We start from the raw sequence: 25,631 nt of genomic DNA, 5'->3' as shown, positions 1-25,631 counted from the left end.
CGCACATTGGCGCGCCCCGCACAATCGGTTCTTACTTTTCGATGCCGCGATCCTTGAACGATTGATCGATGGCCTTGTCGATCTGAGCTCGGACGCCTTCGAGGTTAAAGCTCGCTCCCCGCTGGCTCGGCGGATACTTGATGAAGGTTTCCAGGAAAGCGGCGGCCTTCAGCTGAGCTTTCACGAGAAGAAAGTCGCTGCGCACGAGCCAATCGTTGTACTGGTCGGAGACGACGTCGGCCCGTTCATAGGGATCCATCCTCAGGTTGAACAGCTTCGGTACCCGCCAGGTCGTTAATGGCGTCTGCCAGACGGCAAAGCCTCCAGGAGCGGGTTGTTCATGGAAGACAACCTTCCACTCGTCGAAGCGCGTCGCGACGAGATTGCCGTCGTCATCGAAATAGAAGAATTCCGTGCGCGCGCTCTTGTCCGACTTGCCAGTCAGGTAATCGAGCTGGTTGTAGCCATCAAGATGGTTCTTGAACGTCGTCTTGCCGCCATCCGGCTGCCAGCCGTTCAGCAAACGGTCTTTGACGCCGGGATCGCCTGCGGCCGCGAGCAGGGTCGGGAACCAGTCAAGGCCGGAGACCATCTGATTCGATACCTGGTCCGGTTTGATATGACCAGGCCAACGGATCATGGCAGGCACGCGGAAGGCGCCTTCCCAGTTGGTGTCCTTCTCGCTACGGAAAGGTGTCGTTGCCGCGTCAGGCCAGGACCATTGGTTCGGACCGTTGTCGGTGGTGTAGATCACGATGGTATTTTCGTTGATCTTCAGATCATCGAGGGCTTTTAATAGCTTGCCGACATCGCCGTCATGCTCGACCATGCCGTCGGCATATTCGTTGTAGTTCATGCCACTTTGACCGCGCATGGATGCCCTGACATGTGTGAAAGCATGCATGCGGGTGGTGTTCATCCATGTGAAGAAGGGTTTGCCCTGCTGTACCTGCTTCTTCATGAAGTCGATCGCCGCGCCGGTCGTCTCGTCGTCAATCGTCTCCATCCGCTTTTTTGTCAGAGGACCTGTATCCTCGATCTTGCCATCGGCGGATGCCTTGACGACACCGCGGGGTGAATAGGCTTTCAGGAACTCCTTGTCATCCTTCGGCCACGTCGGCTGTTCCGGCTCTTCCTCGGCGTTGAGATGGTAGAGGTTGCCATAGAATTCATCGAAACCGTGATTGGTTGGCAGATATTCATCCTTGTCACCAAGATGGTTCTTGCCGAATTGGCCGGTGGCGTAGCCAAGCGGTTTCAGTGCCTGTGCGATCGTTATGTCGGAAGCCTGGAGGCCGACCGGGGCGCCGGGCGCGCCGACCTTGCACAGTCCCGTTCTGAGGCATGCCTGTCCGGTGATGAAAGTGGACCGACCTGCCGTGCACGAGTTCTCGGCATAGTAGTCGGTAAAGAGCATGCCCTCGTGAGCGATGCGATCGATGTTCGGCGTGCGATAGCCCATGAGGCCCATCGAATAGGCACTGATGTTCGTCTGACCAATATCATCACCGAAGATCACAAGGATGTTTGGCCTGGCGGATCCCGCCGAATTTTCCGGCGCGGTTGTCCCAGCGGGTGCCGTCTGCGCATGGGCCGACGTCAGGAACGTCGTCGACGTCAACGTCATTGCGACGGCGATCGTCGCGGAAAAGAGCTTCGTGGGAAGAGAGGTCATCATGCCCCCCTATTCATTCGGTCGTTGAACATTACGGTCTCCCTGTCGTCGGGCGGAAGGATGCCGCCACATCTGGATCGTCGTCAGTCGACGCAAGGAAAAGACTTCTTCTTTATGGAGGGCCACGGAAGTACGTAACGGTAAATGGGTGTGCTGTTGGTCGTAAATGTGGGCGTAAAATACCGTGAGCTCATTGTGCCAGTGGCTTCGAGTCCGGATCTTCGGTCAAAGTCGCACCGAGATCGGTTTGCGAACGGGGTTTCTTCGGCTGCTCGACGATGGTGAGCGGCGCAGAAATCGTCGTGGCGGCGACCGTTCCCACCGTTCTTGCCGTGCCGCCGATGACGGCGGCGACGCCCTCTCCAAGGCGAACGTTGGAATCTGTCAATGTCTGGCCCGTCATCAGTCGTTGGCCGATAAGCTGGACGATTTGTGGGCTTTCGGCGAATTTGCCATGGTTCATGCCGTCGCCGCTCTTTACCTTCGTCAGATCGATCGCAGTGATCCCGGCCTTCTCAAGCCGTGAGCGATACGGCTCCTCGGCCGGGTTGATCGCGCCGAGCCTCTGGACACGGCCCGTGATCAGGCTTGAGGCGGCAAGGGCACGGTCGTCTTGAGAGACGAAGATCGTGAATTTGGGATGCGGACTGCCCATCTCGACGAATTGCTTGGCAAAGACCTGAATATCGATATCCGGCGATGCGAGGATGACGTCCCGGATCTTTGCATTGACGTGACCGTCACGGATGCCCATTTGGCGCAGGGATTCCATGGCAAGCCATGTCCCCATCGAATGGGCAAGGATGGTGATGTTCCTTGACGCTCGGATCTTGCGCCAGGATGCGCAACGCCTGCTCGAACGCCGTACGCGAGTAGTTGGTGCTCTCCTTGTCATATTCATAGGCAAACAGGCTCGCGCGCGAAGGCCAGGTAAACAGGATCGGCGTCGCCTTCATCCGGGAATCGTGGACGATCTGTGCCAACCGGAAGACCGAATCCTCGTACTTGTTGTTGAAGCCATGGACGAAGACCAGGGCGTGGCCATCCTCGACATGCTGCTTGAACCACGTCCTGCCTTTCAAGACCGTGTCGATCTGCTTGACGCGGGTAACGGCGAAGTCGGTGCCTGGATTGGGCGGAAGGCGCTTCGGCCATTGTACCGTGCCGGGGTCCCGCTTCGGCGGGATGGAGACGGCGATCTCGGTCAGATAGGGCTTTGGGCTGCGCTCGCCATTGAACAGCGTCGCCGGATTGCCGGAGGGCTGCCGGGTCGTTGCGACCAGCATGTCGACCTGCGAGGTCTTCAATGCGCCGGGACTGAGCGCAACCGGTGTCATCACACCAGACGGATGGCCGCAGCCCGAAAGCAGGAGCAATGCCGCGATGGCCAGGCGTCGATACATGGGCGCTCCGTCGTTGATCGCCGACACCATCCGCAATCACGGGCGCGCGCGTAAGTACGCAACTGTAAACGAACATCAATTTACGCGGCGTCGTCCACCATTTACCGTTGCGTACTTACCTCGAAAGGTAGGTTGGTCTCCTCTCTCCCTCAGACGATACGGCCCAACCCAAGTGTTCTTCGACAAGAGCCGGAAGCTTGGCCACGTTTTGACGATAAATCGGGGGGAATGCATGAAGACGATCGTATTTGCCGCAACTGGACTCATCTGCGTTCTCACCGGTACCGTACAGGCTGCGGATTACAAGATGACCACGCAAATACCCGCGCAGATTACGACGCCGGGCAGCGTCGATACCCGGATCGGCAAGCTTGAGTTCTTCGATGGCGTCCCGACGGCGGACACAGCGGCAAGGGCTTACGATCAGCTCGACTTCAGCCGCGGCGTCGAGGCGTTTCTGAACGGCATCCCGGGCGCTTCGATGGTTGCGCTGCGCGACGGCAACCGCGCAGTCGGCAGCGTCAACGGTACGATCGGGATCTTTCAGGATTTGATGGACTCCAAGTCGCTCTTTCTGACTGCCAACACGGAGAGCATCTATTACGCAAGCTGGATCGATCTGAAGGACGGGCCTATCGTCATCGAGAGCCCGCCGAACGTTCTCGGCGTCGTCAACGATTTCTGGTTCCGTTATGTGACCGATCTCGGCAATGCCGGGCCTGACAAGGGCAAGGGCGGCAAATATCTGATCCTTCCGCCGGACTACAAAGGCAAGGTTCCCAAGGGTTACTTCACGTACAAATCGCCGACCTACGGCAATCTCATTCTCGGCCGCGGCTTCATGACGAACGGCTCTCCGAAGACCGCAGCCGACACCATCAAGGAGAAGATGCGCGTCTATCCATTGTCGCAGGCCGGGCAAAGGCATGAAGCAAAGTTTATCGAGCTCTCTGGCCGCGAAATGAATACGGTTCATTCCAACGATCTCAGCTTCTACGAAGAGCTGAACGAGATTGTGCAGGAAGAGCCGGAGGATTCTTACGGCCCCGACATGATGGGCCTGTTCAACGCCATCGGTCTGGTCAAGGGCAAGCCCTTCGCACCGGACGAGCGGATGAAGAAAATACTCACCGATGCCGTGGCCGTCGGCAATACGATCGCCCGCTCGATCGATTTCCGCAGCCGCGCAAGCGAAGCGCTCATCTACTCGGATCGTCACTGGAACACGCCCTTCATCGGCGGCAGCTATCAGTGGCTGACGAAGGGTGGCGCGCGCAATTTCGATGCCCGGACGATGTTCTACTACGCGGCGACCGTCAACACGCCCGCCATGGCCGTGGCAATGCCCGGCATCGGCTCGCAATATGCCTCCGCAAACCTCGATGCGAATGGAAATGCATTCGACGGCGCCAAGACCTATCGTCTGCATGTGCCAGCAAATGTCCCGGTCAAGGACTTCTGGTCGCTTGTCGTCTACGACACCCAGACACGTTCGATGCTGCAGACGGATCAGCAATTCCCGAGCCTTTCCAGTGAGAAGAACCTGAAGAAGAATGCCGATGGCTCGACGGATATCGTTCTGTCGCCGGAAAAGCCGAACGACAATCCCAACTGGATACAGACGATCCCCGGCAAGTCCTGGTTCACCATCTTCAGGCTCTACGGGCCGCTGAAGCCATGGTTCGACAAGTCCTGGAAGCTGGAAGATTTCGTCGAAGTCAAATGACGCAAACAAGCCCTTTCGCAAAGTTCGAATGGAGACCGATCATGAAGCGAAACTTCGTTACCGCCTTCCTGCTTTCATCGGTGCTTGCCTCGGCCGCTTTCGGCCAGGAGACGGCTGCGACCTATAAATTCGATCAGGGCTATCCGACCGCGGAGACGAGTGCCAAGGCGCAAAACGACACCGACCTTGAGCGCGCGCTCGTCGCCTATCGCTTCTGGTATCCGACGGTGTCGGTCGACGGCATCTTCAATGGAAATCGCGCCGTCGGCATCAATGACAATGAGGCCATGGGCGCCGCCGCTGCAGGCCCGCGACAGGTTGGTTTTACACTGAATTCCGATACGCCCTACGGCTCGGCAACTCTTGATGTCTCCAAGGGACCCATTGTCGTGGAGTTGCCGCCGGGCGCCTATATCGGTCTGGTCAACGACCACAATCAGGGCTGGGTTCTCGATATGGGATTGCCGGGGCCGGATGCGGGTAAGGGCGGAAAACACCTGATCGTCGGCCCCGACTATCAGGGCAAGATTCCGAAGGGATATCTGGTTGGCCGAACACCGACCTACAAAAACCTGCTCGCAGTGCGTGCTCTTCCTGTCGGAGGTGATCAGGACAAGGCATTGAAAGCGCTCGAGGCGATCAAGGTCTATCCTTTGGCGGATCCACAGCAGAGACTGAAGTTCGTCGATACCACCAAGATGGATCTGGATAGCACATCTCTCAAATGGGAAGACAATATCCAGTTCTGGCAGAAGTTGAATGACATCATTCAGCAGGAGCCGATCGTCGAAAAATTCCTGCCGATGTACGGATTGCTGCAGGCACTCGGCATCGAAAAGGGCAAAGACTTCAAGCCCAACGATCGGATGAAAGCGATCCTCGAAAAGGCTGCGAAAGACGGGCGCGACCAGCTTCTTGTTTCGGCCTTCGACAGCCGGCGCGCCGACAAGATCGCCTGGCCCGACCGGAAATGGGAATGGGTCGGTCTGGTGCCGGGCAGCGCCCAGTTCGAGACGCCGGCGGGCGTCGATCTCGAAGCGCGCGATCGCTGGTTTGCGCAGGCGATCGTCACCTCACCGGCGATGTTCCGCCGCACCGCAGGCGCAGGCTCCCTCTATTGGCTTGGAGCGCGTGACGCATCGGGCGCCTGGCTTGATGGTGGCAAGACTTACAAATTGTCGATCCCGCAGCCTGTTCCCGGCAAGCTCTTCTGGTCTGTCACAGCCTATGACGCGCAGACCCGATCGGAAGTTCAGACGGACCAGGGCAAGGCAGCGCTCCGCTCGCTGTTCGAACTCAAGGATGTCAAGGGCAGCGATCCGGTCGATCTTTACTTCGGACCGACAGCCCCTCGGGGCCAGGAGGGCCGGTGGATCAAGACCGTTCCCGGACGAGGCTGGTTTGCCTACATTCGTATCTACGGCCCGGACAAGCCCGCCTTCGACGGTACCTGGAAGCCAGCTGACTTCGTCGAGGTGAAATAGGCCGCCGTGTCGGCTCGTGGATGTGTCGCATGTCACTGCGATCGGGCATGTGAAGAGATGGAACGCTCAGGAAGCCAGGGACGCTGTGGCTTCCGGCGCGAAGTCGCGCCAAGGCTGCAAATCGGCGATGTCATCGGTCAATGGGACCTTGCAGGTCCATGGTCCTGTCTGCCGATTGAGAGCGGCACTGCCGTGCAAGAACGGGAACCAAGGCGGGAGCGGCAAAGATGATCCTGGATTATATCGCACTTGCAATCCTCGTCTTCGTCATCTTGGTATTCGTCTATGGTTTGATCGCGATCCACGACATTCCCTATGAGATCGCCAAGTCGAGAAACCATCCGCATCAGGATGCGATCATGGCGGCTGGATGGGTCAGCCTCTTTACGCTGCATGCAATCTGGCCCTTCCTCTGGATCTGGGCGATGGCCTATCGTCCTGATCGTGGCTGGGGCACCGACCATGCCAAGCTGGAGGCGCGTGTCGCCGATTTGGAAAAACAGTTAGTGGCACGGAGGTCGTCCGTCGAATGACGACGCTGCTCTGCCTCATCTATATCGCCATTTGCGTGGTGCTGTTTCGGTTTCTGCGCGTTCCCCTGACAAAGTGGACTGTTACGACGGCGGTGGTTGCCGGCTTCTTCCTGGTCGGTGGGATCATAGTGCTGATGAGCTACAATCATCCGTTCTCGACCGACGGTCGTATCTACTTTTATGCAACGCCGATCAGCCCTACTGTCAACGGGCAGGTCATAGACGTGCCGGTTGCGGCCAATACGCCGGTTAAGAAGGGGGACGTGCTCTTTCGTCTCGATCCGCGCCCATTCGAATATGCTGTGAAGCGCAAGAAAGCGGCTTTGGTAGCGGCAGAACAGGCTGTCGCCGAGCAACAGGCGGCTCTAAAGGCGGCAAAGGCGGCGGTCAACGCGGCGTCTGCCAGCCGGGATAGGGCCAAGGACGATTATGAGCGGCACGCGGCCGCCAATCGAAATCCCACACGATCCCCATTTTCCACCGAGCAGGTCGAGGATTTGCGCAACACCTACATTGCCGCGGAGGCGTCGCTTGCGGCCGCACAGGCGCAGGCCGAGCAGGCGGAACTGGTCGCCAACAACAAAGTGGATGGTGTCGACACCAATGTTGCCCAGCTGGAGGCCGAACTTGCCAGAGCAGAATTCGAGCTGGAGCAGAGCGTCTACCAGGCACCGACCGATGGCTATGCCACGCAAGTCTTCCTTCATCCTGGGATGATGGCTGTCTCGTTGCCCTTAAAGCCGGTTATGACGTTCATCCATACGGACCGTAGGATATTTGCTGCGTCCTTTGATCAGGTTGCGCTGCAGCGGGTGCGGGTTGGCGATGAGGCGGAAATTTCCTTTGCCGGCATCCCCGGCCGTGTCTTCAAGGGCAAGGTAGAAAATGTCTTGCAATATATGGCCGAAGGGCAGCTTGAGCCCTCTGGCACGTTGCTTTCGCCAAGCCCTCCGTTCGGTCAGGGGCGGGTGATGCTGATTGTCGATATCGTCGATGATGTCTCACGCTTCAATCTGCCCGGCGGTGCCACCGCAGTGGTTGCAGTCTATACCGATCACTGGGTCGAGTTTGCGTTTATCCGCAGGATCCTATTGAGGATCAGGGCTTGGGAGAATTATCTCGTTTTCGAGCGTTAGGTGCGGATGGGACGCTTACAGAACACTTTTGGAGCGGGTGTCGTCTAGCTCCCGCTTGTCTTTTGCGGAAAAAGGAAGACGAGCCCTGCCTTCAGGCCCCATTGCGGTCCATCTTTCGGTCCTTCGAGCCAGTATTTCGCGCCGACCGACACGCTCACCGTCTGTTCGCCGAATTTCATGATCTTCGAGAAGGAAAGGGATACGGGCAGCGTGTAGTCGTGTGCCACCCAGTCGTACGAAAAGTCGATATTGGTCGAGATCGTCCGTCCTTGCCCGATATGCCAGGCCAGGAAGGGCTGGATTTCCGTTGTACTGACCCGCAGCTTGCTGCCCGCGCCGGCCACCGACCATAGATGGTCCGCCGACAGACCAATGCTCATCGACTTCGTCTGCAGTAGCAGGAGCCCCGAAGGTCCTATGGAAAGCTTTCCCGTCCCGAACCGATCATCCGTTGCCGTTGGAAGCGAGAATTCCGGTCCGAACGCCCAGACCAAGAGGCCATGGCGGGCTGGCGTAAAGGAAAGATTCTGGCTGATATCGCCAATCCCAAGCCGCCCGCCTGCCGAGCCGACGGGATCGCTATAGGCGATGGGGATGTCAGTGTGGGAGATCATGTTCCAATCATCGGTCAGTGCGAATGGAATGACCGGTTCTATGTCGAGCGTGGCGGAATAGGCTTTGCCATCGCCCCAGCGACCGATGTCGAAATCGCTGTGGACCGGAACACTCACCATGAATGAGGCGGGATTGGAGACCTTTCGAGCCAATTCGTCTGCGTCGTCTTCGGCAAGCACTGGTGTCGCCGAGACAAGCGCCAGCAAGAAGATGGTGCGGTTCATTTTTTGCTCCCGATGATCTTGCCATACTGGCATCCAACGCGGACGAAGGAAGTACGTTACGGTAAATGCCGATGTAACAGTGCTTCTCAGGTGGCGAGCGCTGTTAAAGCCCTTGGCGCGTTTGCAACGCCGCTAGCTCGCACCTTCGGTGGCTATTTCCAGCGATGGCTAGCCCCGGTAGGCATTTGCTGCAATGTAGAGGGGATCTCGGAATAATCAGGTTGGTGTCGTCGTACTCGCGGCGTGAAGGGGCGGCACCGGAACTCATGCCGCGCGAATGACCGCCTGGTTGCTATTTCGGCAAGTGTTCCATCAAAAGCCGCTCGATCCTCGGTGTCGTTTCGAACATGACGATGCCCGCCAGGAGCGCACAGACGCTGGCCAAGGTGAAGCGTCCACTGTATGCGCGACCACCCAGAGCTAACGCATATGCCGTCTTTGCCATTGTGTTGGCGATGACGGCTGCACCGAGAGCGGTTGCGGCGAACTCGGAGCCTATGGCGTCAAGGATACCAGCAACAGTAACGGTGATCGCGTCAATATCTGCAAGACCTGACAGTATAGAGACGACGAGTAAACCGGACTCTCCGAACCAAACTGCCGCGGCCCGGGCCAGAAAGCCTACGGCTACAAGCAGGAGGGCAGTTTTTAAAACGGAAAGCAATTCGAACGGGTTTCGCGCGCCGTGTTCAACGTGCTCGGCAGTTTTGTTCCTCGCAAACAGCAATGAAAAGACTGCCATCACCAAGGCGCCGCCAACCAAGGATGCGCCGAGGCGCCCGGCGATGGAGGGTGCAAGAATGGCGATATAAAGAAGTACCTTGAGATAGGAGACGGCATTTGCGGCCGTTGCGCCGGCAGCCAGCAGCGCGGCCGAATGCCCTGCCGCGCTAAGACGGGCATTCGTGACAGCAATCGCGGTTGACGACACCAAGCCGTTAATTGCCCCTGAGACGAGTTCGCCGCGAACTTGTCCAAGCGCTTTAACAGCTACGTATCCCAGGAAGGATATCCCCGCGAGCAGGACCACCAATTGCCAAGTCCCAGAAGGAGAAATTCCGCCGAATGGGCCGAGCGGGGTCATCGGTAGGATCGGCAGGATAATGATCGCCATTGCAAGAAAAACAATAGCCGATCGCAACTCATTCCAGCTCAGTGCACGTACGAACCGATGCAATATTTCCCGACTGGCCAGGATTGCCACGAGTGCCACGCCGCCGGCTGCTGCCAATCGCGTGTTACCCACTACCGCCAGGGTTCCCAAGGCAAACGTGGCCATGGCAGTGACGACGGTAGTAACGCTGTAATTTCCCTCGGCGATCGACTCTCGAAACTGATAGAGGGCGAAGATCACACTAAAGATCGCGAAAATGGCAATGATGACCAGACCGTATCGTGCCGGCGGCACGGAAAGCGTCTGTTCGATAAGGCCAGAAAGGCCCCCGAGCATACCGGCGATCATGAAGGTGCGGATCCCTGCGGTCCGCTTTCCGGCGCCTTCGTCACGTTCTCGCCAGTGGCGCTCTACGCCGACGATCGCTCCAATAGCCAACGCCAAACCAAGTCGTTCGAAAGGTTCTATGCTCTCCATTTCAATTCCTTGTTCGAAGCCGTAACAGTATCCCTTAAGTCGCCGATTGTGACGACAAAGGATGCGTCACCGAATCGGCTTCACTTGAATAATCCGCCATGGCTGCAATCGACGCGAGCATGCTCTTGTGAATCTTTTAGTCAAAATCCACGAGCCTGCGAAGAGACATTTGAATCTCTTGGCATTGGGCGCACACGGCAATCTGGGCGCGAGATTGTCGATTTGCCTAGCGATTTAGCCAGGCTTTTCCGCCAGTGGGGTCGCTTTGACAGATTCTGCAAAATGACGTGAGCCACAGCCGAGCTTATCGGACTCTTAATTATTTGACATAATTCATGGTTGGCCGCCTAGCTCGTCTCGCTGACACGGCTATCGTAGAAGAGGTCAGATTCAATATATACGGTTATTGGGAAGCATCATACAAAGCGGTAGCGAAGCCGCTTTAGAGCATAACTACCTGATTTATCCAGCTTCTCGTGAAGGTGCCTCAGGTTCGAATCCCATCAAGAGCATAGATGAGGTGAATGCCGCGAAATTGGATGCGCGAAATGTGTAACGACAATATAGGGACAAACAGGAGTTTCCCATGCCGACCTCACATACGCGCAAAAGCCCAGACGCAAGCGTACCGCTGAATATGCGCATCAAGCCTGCGACCCGCAACTTGATCGATCGCGCCGCTGAGTTGCTCGGTAAGACGCGCACGGATTTCATGTTGGAGGCTTCCGAACGCCGAGCCGAGGAAGTGCTGCTCGACCGCACTATCTTCACGATAAGTCCCGAAATTTATGCTGAATACCTTGTCCGGCTCGACGCACCTACGCAGCCCAATGAGCGTTTAGCACGCACCATGTCGACCAAAGCGCCGTGGGATGAGGCGTGACCCTCAGCGCACCGGCACCCCTGGCCGATCATCATGAGCTAGCCGAGTTCAATTCCGGCGTCCTTGAACTGGACGATTGGCTGCACCGCCGCGCCCGTTCTAATCAAGCAAGCGGGGCATCGCGGACCTTCGTCGTGGGCGAGGAGAGCCGCGTCATCGCCTATTATGCGCTCGCTTTAGGCGCCGTCAAACAGCCGGAAGCGCCTGGCCGTTTTCGGCGCAATATGCCTGATCCAATTCCGGTCGCTGTGCTTGGTCGCCTCGCCATTGATCAATCCTACCAAGGACGCGGTATCGGCAGGGCCGTGGTGCGCGACGCGGGCCTGCGCCTGCTCAATGCCGCCGAAGTACTTGGCATCCGAGGCATGCTGGTGCATGCGATTTCAGATGACGCACGAGCCTTCTACGAGGCTGTCGGCTTCTTATCTTCTCCTTCCGACCCCATGATGCTGATGGTCGGATTGCATGACCTCAATAATGCGCTAAACCCATAGGCGGAACTCATCAATAATTTCGGTTGAGCGTATTCCATCCCAGGCTATTTGCCATGGTTCGTTGCTCCCCAGATGACATATCCCTCCGCTAGCGTATAGCCGGTGATACCGTACAGGCACACGGCCGTGTTCGACTTCGCGGCTTTCAGCGCCTGATCCACGCCTCTGATCGCCGTCGCTACGCGACTTTGACCTTCGCTGCCGAAAGACGTCGCGAACTCCGTTGCCCAATTCTTGGCATCGTTCAGCAGGACGTCGCCCACCCCGAAGGGCACTCCGCCCGCCACTCCCACTTTCGCCGCGAGCGCAAGGCCCTGGTTCCAGGATTGATGGGTCATCAGGTTCGTCATGATCTGGGCGATAGCATTGGTGGAGCTACCCATCGCCACGTTGAGAGCAACCTTGAAGGCTGCCTTGCCCGCTATCTTGCTTGCCGCATTCAGTCCCGCCTTTTCGGCGACGTCACCCCACGCCTTGCTGACGGCTTCGGCCTCGAGCCCGGCCACGCCGGAGCCGATGCCGTAAAGCAGCCCGCTCCAGGCGCCGGACAGAAGTGCATCGCGGAAGCCTTGTCCCGAGAATTGGGCGCCGGGACTGATATCATATTGCAGCCCGGAGGAGCCAACGCCAAAGGCGGTGTTCGTCACGACCTGCTGTAGGAAATTTCCGACGGCATTTACGGTTCCCTCGATGCCGGCAGCGCCAACGCCTTCAGGCAGCGCGACCGTTGTCGACAGCTCGGTCAGCACCGCCGTCTGCGAAAGGCCTTGGGCTCCAACCGAAGCGCCGGCGGCCACGACTTCGGAGCCGCCGGTCAGCGCGCTCGATACCGAGCCAATCGCGGAGCCGACAGCATCGCCGATGGCAGCCAGCACGTCGGAAAGGCCGAATGTGAAAAAGCTGAGGGCGAAGCCGGTGACGGCAAGTGCCGCCATTCCCGCCCCGATGCCCACGCGGGCCCAGGTCGAGGTGTTGCCGGTGGGATCGATCATCATGATCGGGTTGTTGCCTGCAAAACCGTAGGGGCTCGCACCCTGGCCCGCCACGTCGGGGGAGCAGAAGCGACGCAGGAGGGGATGGTAAAGCCTCGCCCCGAAATCGTAGAGGCCGGTTTCCGTGTCGAGTGCCTTTCCCATGAAACGGAACGGGACGATTTGCGGAAGAGAACCCGAGATGCCGAGCACCTCGCCGAAAGGCGCGTAGTCGTACCGGGCTACCAGCGCATTCTGATCGTCGACCACGGCCCAGACGGTCTGCGCATGATCCTTTACCGGGAAATAGCGCGCATCGCTCACAACGGTCACAAGCCCCGTAGGCCCCTGAATGTAGGCTGTCCATGTCCCGTCGGAGTGGCTGCATAGCGGCTGGGCCGCCGCACCCCAGAGATATACCGTAGTGGAGGACGTATTGCCGCTGACCTGTTTCAGTATCCGCTGCCCCTTGCCGCCATAGGCAAGCCGAAGCTGGGTCACGTCATCCCCCGAGGTGACCGTCAGCCCGGTCGCCAGTTTCAGGCACGGGTCATATTCGAGCGCCAGGCCCCCGGCCTGCGTCAATCGGCCGTCGGCGCTGAACTGCAAGGAAATGGGATCGGGATCGGCGCTGCCGATCGATAACGTGCTCGGCCGGTTCGAGCCCGGGGCGCAGGTAAAATCGTATTCCACGTCGTCCTGGGTAAGCTTCCAGATATTGCCGTTGGCATCATATAGTCCGACGGACTCGTTGCCCTGTGTGCCTCCCGTCACGGTCGCGCTCGCCAGGCGCATCTGGCCGTCATAGGCATAGGCGACTTGTGTGCTGTCTGAATCCGAGCCGAAGCTGTATGACAGACCGCGGCTCTCGATCCGGCCATCCGCGTCATAACCTAGCCCCAGAGTGAAGCAGGCATCCGTCGTGCCGCTTGGCGTTACAGTATACCCGGTGAGCCAGCCCGGAGACGCATACTGATAAGCGCCGGTCAGTAACCCCTGGTTCAGCGTTTCCGTCTCGACATCACCATCCGCATTATAAGTGTAGGCGGCGATGTCCGTCGGTGTGCTTACCGAGGTACCGATGCGGGTCACGCGGCCCCCGTCGTCGTAATCATAGAGGACCGTGGCCACAGGCGAGCCGTCCGGATAGGTCACCTGAGTGATCTGCTTTAGATTGTTGTAGGTGTAGGACACGGTCGCGGCCGAGGTGCCAAGTGTCGAGGGAAGCTGCAGCGTAATGCTGGCGAGATTTCCGTCGCCGTCATAGGCCAATGACTCGGTCGTGGTCACGGCATCGGCCGAAGGGATTAAGGCAGGCGCCTGGTTGACCGTCACGATCAGTATTTCCTTGCCGATCGCGTTCGGATCGCTGCCATCTCCGTCATAGCCATGGGTTCGCGCGACGGTATGTGCAACGGTGTCATCCGGCCATGCGGCCTGTCCAACGAGCGTGGCAAGTCGCGTCGCATCCCAGGCCTGCTGAACCGTCCCTTCCTCGAGCACGCGGCCGAGCGCATCGTACTTGTAGTAGGCAAACCATGCCTCGCCATCCTCGAGCGCCGTGTTCACGAAGCGAAGACGCGACGACGGATCATAGAGGAACTGGCTGGTGCCGGTGTCCGGGTCTGCGGTTTGCAGGGTGCGCCCCAGCGGGTCCTGCACCAGCGACTTCACGAAAGATGAAGGGTCCGACTGCGGCGTCTTGGTGTAGAAATTCGGCTGGCGGGTCTGCAGGGTGGCCGCTGCTGCCCCCGCGGCATCGGCGAAGGTGGCGATGGCTTGCCCTTGCCCCGCGACTTCGCCGGCGATATCCGTGAGCGAAGAGGCAAGCTTGCGGCCCATCGTGTCGCGCAGGGTAAGCGATTGCGTCTTCAGTGGGCTGATCAGCGTGTTGGCGACATAGTCTCCCTGCGGCAGATCGAAGGCCGAACTGTCGTTCGGTCCGTAAAGGAACTGCGTTGTCTGGCGATCGGCCGGTGCCGTGCTGTCGATGTCGTGGATTGCGTAGGCCTTGCCGGGTTGTCCCTGCTCCAGGCGTCGCTTTCGAGGTGAGGCTTCGAGCAAGTAGCCGAAATACGGGTAGCCCTCGTCGTCCGAGCGTGGCACGGTCCCGTCGGACTGGCCGGCATAGTAGTCGGCCAAGTCCCCAGTCATCTCCCAGCTTCCATCCATCGCGGCAAGGAAGCTCGATACGTCGACGAAGTCCGGATGATAGCTCAGTACCGGCAATGCTGCGTCCGCACCGAAGCTGGCGGGGGCCATGCGGGTGACCGCCACGGTTCGGCCGAGCGGATCGTGAATGGTGGCGGAGATGGCGGCATCCTGACCGAGAAGCTGTTGCTTCTGGCGGTCCTGTCCGGAGGCGTCGGTGTAGGAGAGCGATACCCGTGGCGCCGCGACCATCGCCAGGTTGCGGAAGGAGAGGAGGTTCGGACCGGTCGAGATCGCGATCGGATCCAGGCTGTCGAGGGGGACACTGGCGCTGAACAGGAGTTGACCGTCACCGAAGAACAGCACGAGGCCACCACCGAAGACCGTGAGCCATTCCGTCGCCATCTGCGGCGGGCTTGTCAACGGCGTCTGAACCGTCTTGCCGTTCGGATCGGTGAAGCTGTAGCCGGCATTCGGATCGAAGGCGAGCTGGTAGCCCTGGGCGAAGGAGACGGCCAGTGGACCGGCCAGCGTCGCGAGTGGGAGCACCTCGAAATAAAGGGCCGAGGTGGCGGGGGAAGAGCCTTGCCAGGTGAGCGTATCGCCCACACTTGCCGTGTGCGACAGCGCGCCGCCGGAGACGTTCCAATTCGTCGATGTGGCGCTGGCCTGCCAGCGATCCTGCCATTCGTCGCCTGTGCAGAAGGTCTCCAGCGTGCCGCCATCAGCGGGTTCCAGCGACAGATTGGCGTTCGGGTTGCCGGCATCGAACATATCGGTGGCATTGCCTGCGCGCGACAGGGAGACTTGAACGAGTTCCTTGACCTGCTCCTGAGGTCCCACCTTGGCCACCAGCCGCTGGAAGCTGTCGTAGATGCACCGCAGCGTATGCCCGGCCGAGTCCACCATCGCCGTGACCTGGTGCGTCGGTGTATCATAGGCGCGCACGGAGACCTTGCTTGCGAGCGGCGTTACCAGTACGTCGTCGATGAGCACCGCATCTTCGGCGGTGTTGGTGGCCTGGATGATCAGCTCGATGGACCTCTGCCCCGCGATGAGCGGGATACCCAGCGTCCGGTATGTCCAAGCGCCGCCGGTGTCGTCGAATGAGACGCCGAGTACCTCCGTCAGCAGGCCATCGACCATGACGACCACGCTGAAGCCGGCGTCGTTGCCCGGCGAGAAGCCGGCCGGCGTCTTATACCAGAAGCCAAGCAGGTAGTTCTGGGAGATGTTCGCAGGGGTCAGCGTCGTGGTAAGCATGGCTGTCCCGCCGCCTGGCAGGCTTAGGCTGTTCGTTCCGCTGTGCGCGTCGCCCGTGACGAGTTGCGTGCCCTGCATGGTCCACGCGGCGTTGCTCTCGTAAGGTTCGAAGCCGAGATAGGCACATTCCCCACGCGAGAGCGAGGCATTGGTGATGCGCGCGATCGGAAGCTCCGGCGCGGTGCCGTAGAGCGTCGATTGAATGACGCCGCAGGCATCCGCCATCTCGGTAAGCTGGCCCGAGGTGGTGCGCCCTTGGATGAGCGAGTTGCGAAGCCATCCGTCCGGGACAGAGCCAGGATTGTAGGAGGAGAACGGAAAAGCGATCGCCGCCGTACCCGTCCAGGCAAAGGTTGCCTCCCTCGCCGGGACGAGCACATCCTGCCCATAGCTGCTGGGGAAGCCGGCATAGGTCATGGCGGTTGCCTTGATCGGCACCGCGGCGGCATTGCCCGAGGCCCAGCTGGTCGTAGATTGCGCCACCTTGGTCAGCATGTGCTGTGCAAGCAGCGTCGCGTCGATCTCATATCCGTAGGTCGTGGTGGTGGTGAAGGTTTCCTGTGCGCCGCTGCCGCCATAGACGAGCGTCTGTGTCGATACTGGCTGACCGGAGAAGGGCGCGGCGAGACCGTCGGGGACGTAGCCTGTCGTCTGCGTGCTGGCGACGCCATCCTCCATCTTGATCTGCTGGATCTGAAGAACGTAGGCGCCCTTCAGGTTCAGCAGCGGCGCTTCTGGGTCGGAGGGGTCGGAGGTACGAGTTGTGTAAGCCTGCCATGTATTCTGGGTCTGGGCCAGCAAGTTGCCCTGGCTGTCGAGCGTCTCCGCGCTTTGCAGCAAGCCGTCGAGCATGTTGTAGTAGTCTGCGCCGGTAGCAACTGCGAGGCCGTTGAGATATCGCGTTACCTTGGAGCCATAGGTCGGTTGCGAAGCATCCGCGGTGCCGGGGTAGGTCGTGACCTCATAATACTTGACCACGAGCCCTGTCGGATCGCAGGCAGCCTGATCGGGATCGGGAAAATAGGTCGTCGCGGCAGTCGCCCCGAAACCGTCGGTGATGGAGATGCTGGTGACCGCGTAATGGGTCAGTGCTCCGTCGATGGCGTCGCCGGCATAGCGGTGCAGGAGGATCGCCGAGGCGTGGTCGAAATCCGGATCCGTGCTCGGATATGCGGTAAACGCTTCCGGTCCGCCCGGTGTCTGTCCGGGCGTGGTGGGGACGCTTTCGGCAGGCGTGTAGATGCGCTCCGACGAGAGTGTCTGGGCCGCACCGTAGACACCGCCATTCTTGAGTACCAGCACCGCGGCCTGATCGTTTGTCGAATCCGCGATGTCATAGACGTAATACCCAAGGAAGGTCGGCCCCTCGTTGATGACGGACTCGGCATTCAGCACATAGCCATCGGCGGAGCCGAGCGCCTGGTTCACCAGCTGCTGCAGGTCAGCATTCGGAGACTGGGTCAGCACGTCATCCCAATCCGTGGCTGTTCCACGGAAATAGAGATATTGGCCGATGTTCATGAAGTCTCCGCCACCGGCGGATGGCCAATTGGCCGTCGCCGAATAGCCGGGTGGGTTTGAGAGCCCCTGCGCTGGCGTGACCGGGCTTCGCGTCCACGACGAGGAGTCCGCGTCGGGATCGAAGGACAGGACCTTTGCCGTGGTGGTTCCGACGCCGCCGCCTGGCACCATGATCTGGATCGCGTAGTCCGGACCGTAGGCATAGCGCTGCTGCGATCCCGATGGCAGGCTTGCGGGCACGAGCTGCGAATTCTCAAGCCAGGTCTGGCCGTTGTAGCGCAGCACATGTGCGGCCACCGCGACCATCGTGTTGCCGATAATGGTCGGAATATAGGGCGTCTTGTAACTGCCGCTCGCTTCCAGGCGGTCGTTGAAGGTGAAGCTCGTCACGGTCGAGGGGAATGCGTAAGCCGCGTCCCATTGAAGAAAGGTGAGTTCGTAGCCGCGCGACTGGGAATTGTCGGTCTGCAGGTTGCTCATCACCACGAAGGAGGCGGACGGCACCAGCGTCACCCGGTCGTAGTATACGAAGCTGAAATCGGGCAGCGTAAGGATCGCCGGTTGGCTCCAGACGAGACCGGGTGACAGGAAGGACAATTCCGCCTTTCCCGTCTCGTCCAGGATCAGCTGATACTCGTTCATCGCCGTTGCCCAGGCATATTGCGACAGCGTGAAGGATTCGAGCGTCCAGCTTGCCGTGGTCCAGCGCCAGGTGAGCCGATCGTAGCCGTAGGACGAATGATCGGGGTCCATGCAGACGACGAGCAGGAAGGTGTTGCCCCCGATGACATCCACTGTTCCACCCGAAGGCGCGTAGCTTCGCGTCGGCTGGTTGGGCGCTGTTGTGGTGCCGTCGACCGTGGCCGGCACCCATTGACCTGGCCTGGCTACATCCTTCTGGAAGACGTAAAGATCGGTCTCGCTACTGCTCGTGAAGGAGAGTGCGAAGAAATTTTCGTTGGCGACGACGTTAAGCGTCGTCAGGTCGAGGCCGTCGGCACTGCTGAAGAGAACAGTATCATCGGTGAGCGACCATTCGATCCAGCGTCCAAGCCACGTGTAGACCTGCAATGAAAGCGTGCCCTGGCTCGTATTGTACCAGGTGGTGACGACATAATCGGAGCCGAAGAAGGCCCGTGGTTCCGCACCCTGGAAATCGTCCGAAGGCGGTCCGACGCTTACCATCCGCTCGCAGACTGCGAGCTGCTGCTGCGTATAGGTATAGGTGGCGACGGCGCCTTGCGGATAGGTGATGGATTTCAGAGCACCCGGGCTCGATCCCGACAGCGAGGTATCGAAATAGTAGTCGAAGATGAGCCCGGGCAGGGCCTCTCCCGAAGCATTCTGGAAGGTGACGCCGGTGAGGAAGCGCTTGCAGGTGTCGCCGTACAGTGCGCCGGCATAGGAGGTTACGTTGGCGACGGGGCTGTCATCCCCGCCGGCAGGCTGGCTCGGCAGATAGGCGAGCGCCAGGCTGAACATCGACGCACCGGTGACGTCCTGCACGGCGATGCCTTCGAGGAATTTCGTTTCGTACCGATCCTGGTATGCGTTCGCCGTCATGTCCGGCTTGAGCTTGTGCGGATCGGCATATTCCCGCGCGCTCTCGGGCGTGGAATCGTCCCACAACTTGTCACCATACTGGAAGACGGCCTTGCGGCCGAACACGTCGGTGATGCTGGTGAGGTAGCAGGCCTTGGTGTAGGGCAGGCCGCCGGCGCCCACGGGTTGCTCCGCGTCCGGGATCAGCCCCGTGGACGGATCCCGCACCCATTCATTATAGCCATATGCGATCGAATCGCCCCAGAGAACCGAGCATACGGCCAGATGCCAGACCCGCGCATATTGGCACTGGCCGGATGTCACGTCGCTCGCACCTTCCCATATGGCCGAGGCTGCTCCGCCATCAAGGGACCAGCGTATGCCCCACTCGATGCTGTTACCGACTGAAGTCGCGTAACCCTGTGCCGTGGGCGCTTCGAGCCCCCCGAAGGACATTCGGTGGCCGTCTTCGTTGACGACGACCCATCGTTCATAAGGTGGATAGTAGAGGATCTTGCGGAATGCGTAGTTGACCAGCTGGTACGCCTCGCCTCCGTCTAGGACCTGAAGCTGGGTGTCGACAAGCGCGAGGTCAAAGAGCTGCTGGTTGTCGTCATCGGACAGGGTCCATGCCGTCGAGGAGGTGGCGGAGACCATCGTCGCCGATGACAGATTGAAGCCGCGACGGACAAATTCGGCGCGGAGGGCGGCCGGCACGGGCTGGCCGTCCTCAAGATCATTGGCGAGCAACGCGTCCACCGCGAAAAGGTTCGAGGTTTCCGGTTCCCGCGCAAGCGGCGTGGGAATTCCCCCGCTCACATAAGTGTATTGCCGTGTGCCTGGCGTTGGGGCACCGCCATCATCGAGCTCGATCAATGTCGCAGGCAGGGTCCAGCCCAGTCCGGCTATGCTCGTGGGCGCATCCCGGTTCCATGTCATCGCGTCGCGATAGACGTTGCTCTGGTAGAGCAACGACACCGTTATATCCAGCCCGTCACCACTCAGTCGACCTGGCATCGCCAGCAATGCCTGCGTTAGATTAATGTCGCCGCGGAACTGGTTGACATTGCTGTCAAGCGACGCAACGGCGCTGGTATCGAACTGGAAGGTACGGATCGGCGGAAGTTGAGAGGTGGAGTCTGACATGGGAAGGTCCCCAGCAAGGATGGGTTGCTATTCGGACTGGTCGAGAATGCCAACCGCGATGACGCTTGCGCTGCTCAGCGACATGTCCTGCGTGTCGCCATCGTCGTTGCCCATCCAGGCCCAGACGCCCGAGCTCACGACCTTGGAGCCCGTATCGTCACTCTGGCAGACCCAGGTATTCGGGCCAGCACCAATATTGCTGATCTCGTGATCATCATTGTCTGGGAACTGTACCTGGAAGCCGGTCAGGAGCACGAAGGCATCGGATAGTTTCACCGATCCCATGGGGATCGTCTGCTGGCCGGCGTTTTGTGCCGTGTATGGCACTACGATGAAGGAGGGCATTTTGTCGGAGCTTGCGACCAGGAACCCCGTTCCCGTCGGGTTCTGCGCCGTGTTGCCCGAATCGTCCGACATATTCGCAGTGACCGTGATGTATCCGTCGGAACCGTTGGCCGTGCTTCCGACCGAAGCATTGACATTCAGGACATGATGATCGGTCTGCGGATAGGCGAGATAAAAGCCGCTCATGCAGGCCTGCAGTATGGAATGGAACGAGTCCGGCAGACTGATCGGCGGACTTTCGTTGTTGGATCCGCTCGCCACGGAGAACGGCGCGGAAAGCAGGTTGGTGGTGGTTGCGCCCGTCCACGCGACGACCACGACGGTCACATAGGATTTGCTGAGGTCGACCGTGTTGCCGCTTGCATCGCTCAATACGCCGTTCACAGCGACGGAGACCTGTGTGGGTGCTACCTGATTCGACGTGAGGGCGAGGCTGATCTGCTGGACGTGATGATCTTCGCTGAAAGCGAAGTAGAAGGACGAGATGCCGACCGCGAACTGGCTGATCGTGTCAGGGAAAGTGAAGGTATGGTTCTGGATAGGGCTGAGACTCATGGTTTGATAGGTCAGGGGCATCGCTGAAATCCTCGTTTTGGAATGGGTGGAAGGGCGGGGCCGGCGAATTGGCGCGGCCGTTATTCCTGCGTATCTGACTGGCTGCAGCGGTCGGCGCACGGTGTGGCGCGGTTCGGTTCGTCTGGCGCGTTTGCGCCATTCATGAAACGTCGGTCATGCGGAGTTATGCGCGTCATAGCCATTTCTCCTCGATGCCAGCGCCATTCGCGGTTGAACGAATGGCTTGAGGACCTTGATCGTTTTCGCGGTGCGATGCCATTACCCGAAAGGGTAAGGATCGGTCTGATGAGCGTCGCTTTGCCGAGCACTACGGGTCGATGTGTCCCATTGGGAGACATGTTTCTCACCGGAACGCGGGATGTTCGATTTCTCGTCGATCTGAAGGGGGGTGCCGGAGCGGACGGCCAAGCAGGATCTGTTTCGAGCCGAACTCGGCGTCGAGCACGATCTGGGTGTTCTTGTTGCCTGACTGTTGCTTGGGAGAGCGAAATCCCATCAAAGCCAAGCCCATAAATGAGCTCTGATCTACGCTAGATCGGTCTTTGTTGCCTGCCCCAAGCCGATGACGTCAGCTTCCAAAGGGGTGGAAGCTCGGAAAATGGTGGGGTGGTGTGAGCGATCACGGCCGCGGCAAGGCGCCCCTCGGCGCCTATCCTGCTATAGAGCGCTTTGACATGCGCCTTCACCGTATCGATGCCGACATCTAGAATGGTGGCGATATCCTCGTTGGACTTTCCTTGAACAACCCACGAGGCTACTTCAAGTTGACGCGGGCTCAACTGTGGAAACGCAATGCACAGTCGGTCGATTGGCGTGAGTTTGGCCAGCGTGCGCTCTTGCGCTTGACGATAGCTGCGAACGATATGCGGACGAAAAGCGACCAACCGATCACGCTCGAGATCGCTGAAAGCGGGGCGCCCGATCACTCTGAACCCGGCGATGTCGACGACATAATCGTCATGCGCAATGATCATTTTCATGATCCGTCGCGCTCGAGATGGCAGAAAGACCTCTTTCACGATCGGAAGGTTGAGATAGGTCTCGTCATCGAAGAAATCTGATTCCCGCAGCGCCTGGTCGCCATAAAACTCTGGGGTGTTCTGCCAGAAAGGATGGCTGTGCATATGGCGTGCGTAGGCAGCCATGCCCGCTCCTCGCGCGGCGGGATCGTCCTCCACCGAAACCAGGGCACGAAAGTCTTTGCTCTTGTGATGAAACTCCGCATACGTGACAACATCGGCATCGATCAGTCGGGCCACCGCGTCAAAGAGGATTGATGGCAAGTTCTGCAGATCCGGTTCATGTTCGTAGAGGCGGATGGTTTCCTCCATGAGGGGTCGGTCCAAGTCATTCAGCTGCGCGATACTCATCCAATCACCTCCCATTACTGGCGATGAAACCGACGGTGCGTTGGCCCGTATATCCCATTAATCTCAAGTGAGGATTGGAAGTCGATGGGTTGAAAACTGCTCCCACAAATCGTTTTAGTTGAGGTAAATGAATTTCCGATTGTCATAGCCACCGTTTCATTGAAGGACATTTGTCGCTCGGCATCTAATGAAGGGGATCGCGCAAATTAGGGGGTCGGCTGCTTGCATGAGAAGCGTTCGTCCGTGCCGATGAACCGATACTGCGAATGCTATCGGAATATTCTCGCCGTCAAGGAGCACGACACACATAAAACGCCTATGCTCCATGCTGCCAGCATGCCGCTTGTTGAACAGCAAATCCCTGCCGTTTGGCTGCCTTCACTTCATACTCAGTTCAATAACTAAGATGGGATTCTACCAAGGAATTTGGATATGAACAAAGCAAACGATACCCTTCGATCCTCAATTATGGATTCAATGGTTGAAATCCGGCAAGGGGATTATTTGTCAAATGAAGACCAGACCGCTTTGTTTTTGAACATACTGCGGTTAGTTGAGAATGAAAACAAGAATAACAACGGAAAGATAACATCCGATACAGTAGCTCTATTGATCGATATTTCGACGGCGTTGTCAATTATTGACGAAGAATATTCTGATAGGCCTACATGGAGGCATTGAGAGTTTCGTGGATGAAGTGCGCAAATGAGATAATTTCAATTTTAACATAATAGCTCATTTTGAGGATTATATTGATAATTTATCAATATAATCCTCAAATGTACAGAGTTATGTCTGGTATTAATATTTAATGCAACGCTTCCCGTGGTTATGTGATGCTTTTATTCTTGATCTGCTCCCTAATGTTCATAATTATTTTCCCAAGTGCATTTCCCCCTTTTTTGTCGACCCACATCCTCAAAAGTAATCAAATCTAGAAGCATCATCTTCAACAGCAGCAAATGTGAGTCAGAGCCGCGATTTAACTCGGTTTTACATTTCATCGCGCCCCTGTTTCGATATAGATATAGCAGGTTGATCAACGGGTTCCTCCTGACTCAATGGATCAACCTCAAATGCAAATCTGGGTCAAAGCGTGGCTCTGACGCACTTTTGCTGACGTAGAATTCCTCCTATGCGCCGATCGACCGCGCTTGCAGGAGATCGAGCTTTGCTCTGCCGTACATCTGGCGTTTGATGAGTTTCAGTCGTGTAACCTGACCTTCCGTTTGCCCATTTGACCACGGTGAGATGATTGCGTTTCTTACGGCATCCAGGTCCTTTTCAACGCCGCCGACGAATGATCCGACCGGGTCGTGCTTAGCAGCTTCAAGCCATTCATCGAGCTTTCACGCGGTCTTCGACCGGATCATGGATTGGAAGTCACCAATGGCCGTGCGGGCGATTACAAGCTCTGGGACGTTTACTTCGATCGCCGCTATCAGGATCGCTTCGGACTTTGCGAGATCATTGCGCGCGGTTGTCATTAGCCTTGCGATGACCCGTGCCGACGGCGTTCGCGCAAGCCCGCTCTGGTTGGCCCTCTGCGCAAGACGTCGACGCTGAGCCCATTGTGAGATCACGCCGCTCTGCCCCGAAAAGCCTTTTGCTTTCATCTCCCGCCAGAGTGCCAGGGCATTCCTTGCTCCGTCTTCCCAGCGGCTATTGAGCCAGGGCAGCCAGCTATCCAGGGAACTGAGCCGTGTACGGAAGACATCGAGGCGCTGTCCTCTCAGGACGTCGCGGACAAGCTTCCGGCTATGACCAGTTTGGCGAACGATCTGTCGAATTGAAGTTCCGTTCTTTGATAGTTCCCGAATTGCCTCGTTCGTTTCCTGGCGGCGGAGATATCCTTCGTACTGCAGCCTCTCTGCGTAGGTCAGAAGCTTAGGATCAACGACATTACTGCCAACGGCTTGCCGGATCTGGCGCATCGACTTGCCAACCGCAGCGGGAAAGGCCCGACTGGAATTCTCCATCAGGTGCCAGCGATCGGCGACCTGTGCAGCATCGGGCAAAGCCTTCGCTATGGCCTCACCATAGCCGCCACCCCGATCACGGGCGACGATCGATATCGACTTGTGGCCGGCGAGCCATGTCCGTGACGTATCCAGCGCCCGATCCGGCAGCAGCCTGATTGGCCTACGGCGCTCCAGGTCGCAAACGATTGTTCCATAGGTTTGGCCGCGTCTGAAGGCGAAATCATCAATGCCGATGACGGTCAGCTCATCGCTCTGATCAAGCGATACGGCGGCGAACCACCCGAAGCAGTGTGTCGTTGCTAACCGGCATCATCAGACGGTCGGCGAAAGCTGCGGCAGGTCTGCCGCCGAGCGCCAGACCAAGATGATGGATGATCGTCTCAAGCCACTGAATGCGGCGGCCGTAGCGAGCCAACACGCCTTTGTCGAACTGCTCGCAGAAAATGCGTCGGCCGCCAAGAACGGCATCGCACCAAAACCGGCGCGCTACGATCATCAGTTTTACTCGCCGGCCGCTTAGCGGTAGGTCAGCGGGCCGGCGTACATATCGACTTTGAATACGCTGGCTTAACCGCCCGCAGTCGGGACAAACTGCTGAGGCATGGCGTGATCGCAGCCGAACTTGAACGCACTCCGAAGCAACATTCACAGTTTCTACTGCAAAGCCGGCCGGTGCGAGGCTCGCATGCGAAAATCGATGTTGCATTGGCTGATCCTCCGATGAATCAGAGAAAGCCTCGTTCGCGACAGCAGCAAAACTGAGTCAGAGCCAATCTTTAGTGCTGATTGATAATTCCGATCAGTCCTCGCACCAACTCAGCTCGCATAGCAGGCAATTATGGACGGCTCCTTATACCCTTAAGCGAAAGTCCGCCAACCAAGATGGTACACTTGCAAGCTCCGGTAAGTGGCAAATCGGTGGCGCAGCCTGGCATCACTGATCGCAGTGCAACATTCATCGAGCGCAGAAAGCTGGCTCCATGCTTTCAATCGTTATCGC

General features: G+C 58.5%; 13 protein-coding genes and 2 pseudogenes. 7 read left to right on the top strand and 8 right to left on the bottom strand.

Going from position 1 to position 25,631, the window contains the following annotated elements:
* Nucleotides 1-31: 31 nt before the first annotated feature.
* On the bottom strand, nt 32-1,678 hold the full coding sequence (locus ABOK31_RS29185; protein WP_349962380.1) for an arylsulfatase: 1,647 nt from the start codon (nt 1,676-1,678) through the stop codon (nt 32-34).
* Nucleotides 1,679-1,865: 187 nt separating this feature from the next.
* Nucleotides 1,866-3,078, bottom strand: a pseudogene (locus ABOK31_RS29180) (alpha/beta hydrolase).
* A gap of 232 nt (nt 3,079-3,310) precedes the next feature.
* Here ABOK31_RS29180 and ABOK31_RS29175 point away from each other — a divergent pair.
* The 4 genes from ABOK31_RS29175 (at nt 3,311) to ABOK31_RS29160 (ending at nt 7,957) form a co-directional block, all read left to right on the top strand.
* Nucleotides 3,311-4,804 (top strand): DUF1254 domain-containing protein, encoded by a 1,494-nt coding sequence (locus tag ABOK31_RS29175; RefSeq protein ID WP_349962379.1) that lies wholly within the window; start codon nt 3,311-3,313, stop codon nt 4,802-4,804.
* Nucleotides 4,805-4,845: 41 nt separating this feature from the next.
* Nucleotides 4,846-6,288: a DUF1254 domain-containing protein gene (locus ABOK31_RS29170; RefSeq protein WP_349962377.1), complete on the top strand. Its 1,443-nt coding sequence runs from the start codon at nt 4,846-4,848 to the stop codon at nt 6,286-6,288.
* Between the two features lie 227 nt (nt 6,289-6,515).
* Complete coding sequence (locus ABOK31_RS29165) at nt 6,516-6,821, top strand: DUF3302 domain-containing protein (protein ID WP_349962375.1); 306 nt, start codon at nt 6,516-6,518, stop codon at nt 6,819-6,821.
* A complete protein-coding gene (locus ABOK31_RS29160) occupies nt 6,818-7,957 on the top strand; it encodes an HlyD family secretion protein (RefSeq protein WP_349962373.1) in 1,140 nt (379 codons plus the stop codon). Before ABOK31_RS29165 ends, ABOK31_RS29160 begins: the two co-directional genes overlap by 4 nt.
* Before the next feature lie 44 nt (nt 7,958-8,001).
* Here the strand turns inward: ABOK31_RS29160 and ABOK31_RS29155 are convergent, their stop codons facing one another.
* Both ABOK31_RS29155 and ABOK31_RS29150 read right to left on the bottom strand, forming a co-directional pair.
* The gene (locus ABOK31_RS29155) at nt 8,002-8,796 is read right to left on the bottom strand and encodes a transporter (RefSeq protein WP_349962371.1); all 795 of its coding nucleotides are present in this window, start codon (nt 8,794-8,796) and stop codon (nt 8,002-8,004) included.
* A gap of 292 nt (nt 8,797-9,088) precedes the next feature.
* Nucleotides 9,089-10,387 (bottom strand): DUF4010 domain-containing protein, encoded by a 1,299-nt coding sequence (locus ABOK31_RS29150; RefSeq protein WP_349962369.1) that lies wholly within the window; start codon nt 10,385-10,387, stop codon nt 9,089-9,091.
* Between the two features lie 586 nt (nt 10,388-10,973).
* Between ABOK31_RS29150 and ABOK31_RS29145 the strand changes: the two genes are divergently transcribed.
* Together ABOK31_RS29145 and ABOK31_RS29140 are read left to right on the top strand one after the other, a co-directional pair.
* Nucleotides 10,974-11,270: a DUF1778 domain-containing protein gene (locus ABOK31_RS29145; protein ID WP_349962367.1), complete on the top strand. Its 297-nt coding sequence runs from the start codon at nt 10,974-10,976 to the stop codon at nt 11,268-11,270.
* Nucleotides 11,267-11,764 (top strand): GNAT family N-acetyltransferase, encoded by a 498-nt coding sequence (locus ABOK31_RS29140; protein WP_349962365.1) that lies wholly within the window; start codon nt 11,267-11,269, stop codon nt 11,762-11,764. The genes ABOK31_RS29145 and ABOK31_RS29140 overlap by 4 nt, the downstream gene beginning before the upstream one ends.
* 44 nt (nt 11,765-11,808) lie before the next feature.
* Here the strand turns inward: ABOK31_RS29140 and ABOK31_RS29135 are convergent, their stop codons facing one another.
* The 3 genes from ABOK31_RS29135 to ABOK31_RS29125 form a co-directional block, all read right to left on the bottom strand.
* The gene (locus ABOK31_RS29135) at nt 11,809-20,358 is read right to left on the bottom strand and encodes an RHS repeat-associated core domain-containing protein (RefSeq protein ID WP_349962364.1); all 8,550 of its coding nucleotides are present in this window, start codon (nt 20,356-20,358) and stop codon (nt 11,809-11,811) included.
* Between the two features lie 27 nt (nt 20,359-20,385).
* Nucleotides 20,386-21,279, bottom strand: a complete 894-nt coding sequence (locus tag ABOK31_RS29130) for a hypothetical protein (RefSeq protein ID WP_349962362.1) — start codon at nt 21,277-21,279, stop codon at nt 20,386-20,388.
* Nucleotides 21,280-21,809: 530 nt separating this feature from the next.
* Nucleotides 21,810-22,649 carry a LuxR C-terminal-related transcriptional regulator gene (locus tag ABOK31_RS29125; RefSeq protein WP_174172580.1) on the bottom strand — a complete coding sequence of 280 codons (840 nt, stop codon included), beginning with the start codon at nt 22,647-22,649 and terminating at the stop codon, nt 21,810-21,812.
* A gap of 432 nt (nt 22,650-23,081) precedes the next feature.
* On the opposite strand from ABOK31_RS29125, the gene ABOK31_RS29120 reads away from it, so the two are divergent.
* Complete coding sequence (locus ABOK31_RS29120) at nt 23,082-23,330, top strand: hypothetical protein (RefSeq protein ID WP_349962360.1); 249 nt, start codon at nt 23,082-23,084, stop codon at nt 23,328-23,330.
* Nucleotides 23,331-23,782: 452 nt separating this feature from the next.
* Here ABOK31_RS29120 and ABOK31_RS29115 read toward each other — a convergent pair.
* A pseudogene (locus tag ABOK31_RS29115) lies at nt 23,783-25,337 on the bottom strand (ISL3 family transposase).
* Nucleotides 25,338-25,631 lie beyond the last annotated feature (294 nt).

Origin of the sequence: Rhizobium sp. ZPR4 (assembly GCF_040215725.1) — a bacterium.
GTDB classification, from domain to species: domain Bacteria; phylum Pseudomonadota; class Alphaproteobacteria; order Rhizobiales; family Rhizobiaceae; genus Rhizobium; species Rhizobium rhizogenes_D.
This window is presented reverse-complemented; position numbering and strand designations above follow the sequence as displayed.

Excerpts from the sequence above, each read along its gene's own strand:
- ABOK31_RS29185 (WP_349962380.1), bottom strand. The coding sequence starts at position 1,678 with ATGATGACCTCTCTTCCCACGAAGCTCTTTTCCGCGACGATCGCCGTC.
- ABOK31_RS29175 (WP_349962379.1), top strand. The coding sequence starts at position 3,311 with ATGAAGACGATCGTATTTGCCGCAACTGGACTCATCTGCGTTCTCACC.
- ABOK31_RS29170 (WP_349962377.1), top strand. The coding sequence starts at position 4,846 with ATGAAGCGAAACTTCGTTACCGCCTTCCTGCTTTCATCGGTGCTTGCC.
- ABOK31_RS29165 (WP_349962375.1), top strand. The coding sequence starts at position 6,516 with ATGATCCTGGATTATATCGCACTTGCAATCCTCGTCTTCGTCATCTTG.
- ABOK31_RS29160 (WP_349962373.1), top strand. The coding sequence starts at position 6,818 with ATGACGACGCTGCTCTGCCTCATCTATATCGCCATTTGCGTGGTGCTG.
- ABOK31_RS29155 (WP_349962371.1), bottom strand. The coding sequence starts at position 8,796 with ATGAACCGCACCATCTTCTTGCTGGCGCTTGTCTCGGCGACACCAGTG.
- ABOK31_RS29150 (WP_349962369.1), bottom strand. The coding sequence starts at position 10,387 with ATGGAGAGCATAGAACCTTTCGAACGACTTGGTTTGGCGTTGGCTATT.
- ABOK31_RS29145 (WP_349962367.1), top strand. The coding sequence starts at position 10,974 with ATGCCGACCTCACATACGCGCAAAAGCCCAGACGCAAGCGTACCGCTG.
- ABOK31_RS29135 (WP_349962364.1), bottom strand. The coding sequence starts at position 20,358 with ATGTCAGACTCCACCTCTCAACTTCCGCCGATCCGTACCTTCCAGTTC.
- ABOK31_RS29130 (WP_349962362.1), bottom strand. The coding sequence starts at position 21,279 with ATGCCCCTGACCTATCAAACCATGAGTCTCAGCCCTATCCAGAACCAT.
- ABOK31_RS29125 (WP_174172580.1), bottom strand. The coding sequence starts at position 22,649 with ATGAGTATCGCGCAGCTGAATGACTTGGACCGACCCCTCATGGAGGAA.
- ABOK31_RS29120 (WP_349962360.1), top strand. The coding sequence starts at position 23,082 with ATGAACAAAGCAAACGATACCCTTCGATCCTCAATTATGGATTCAATG.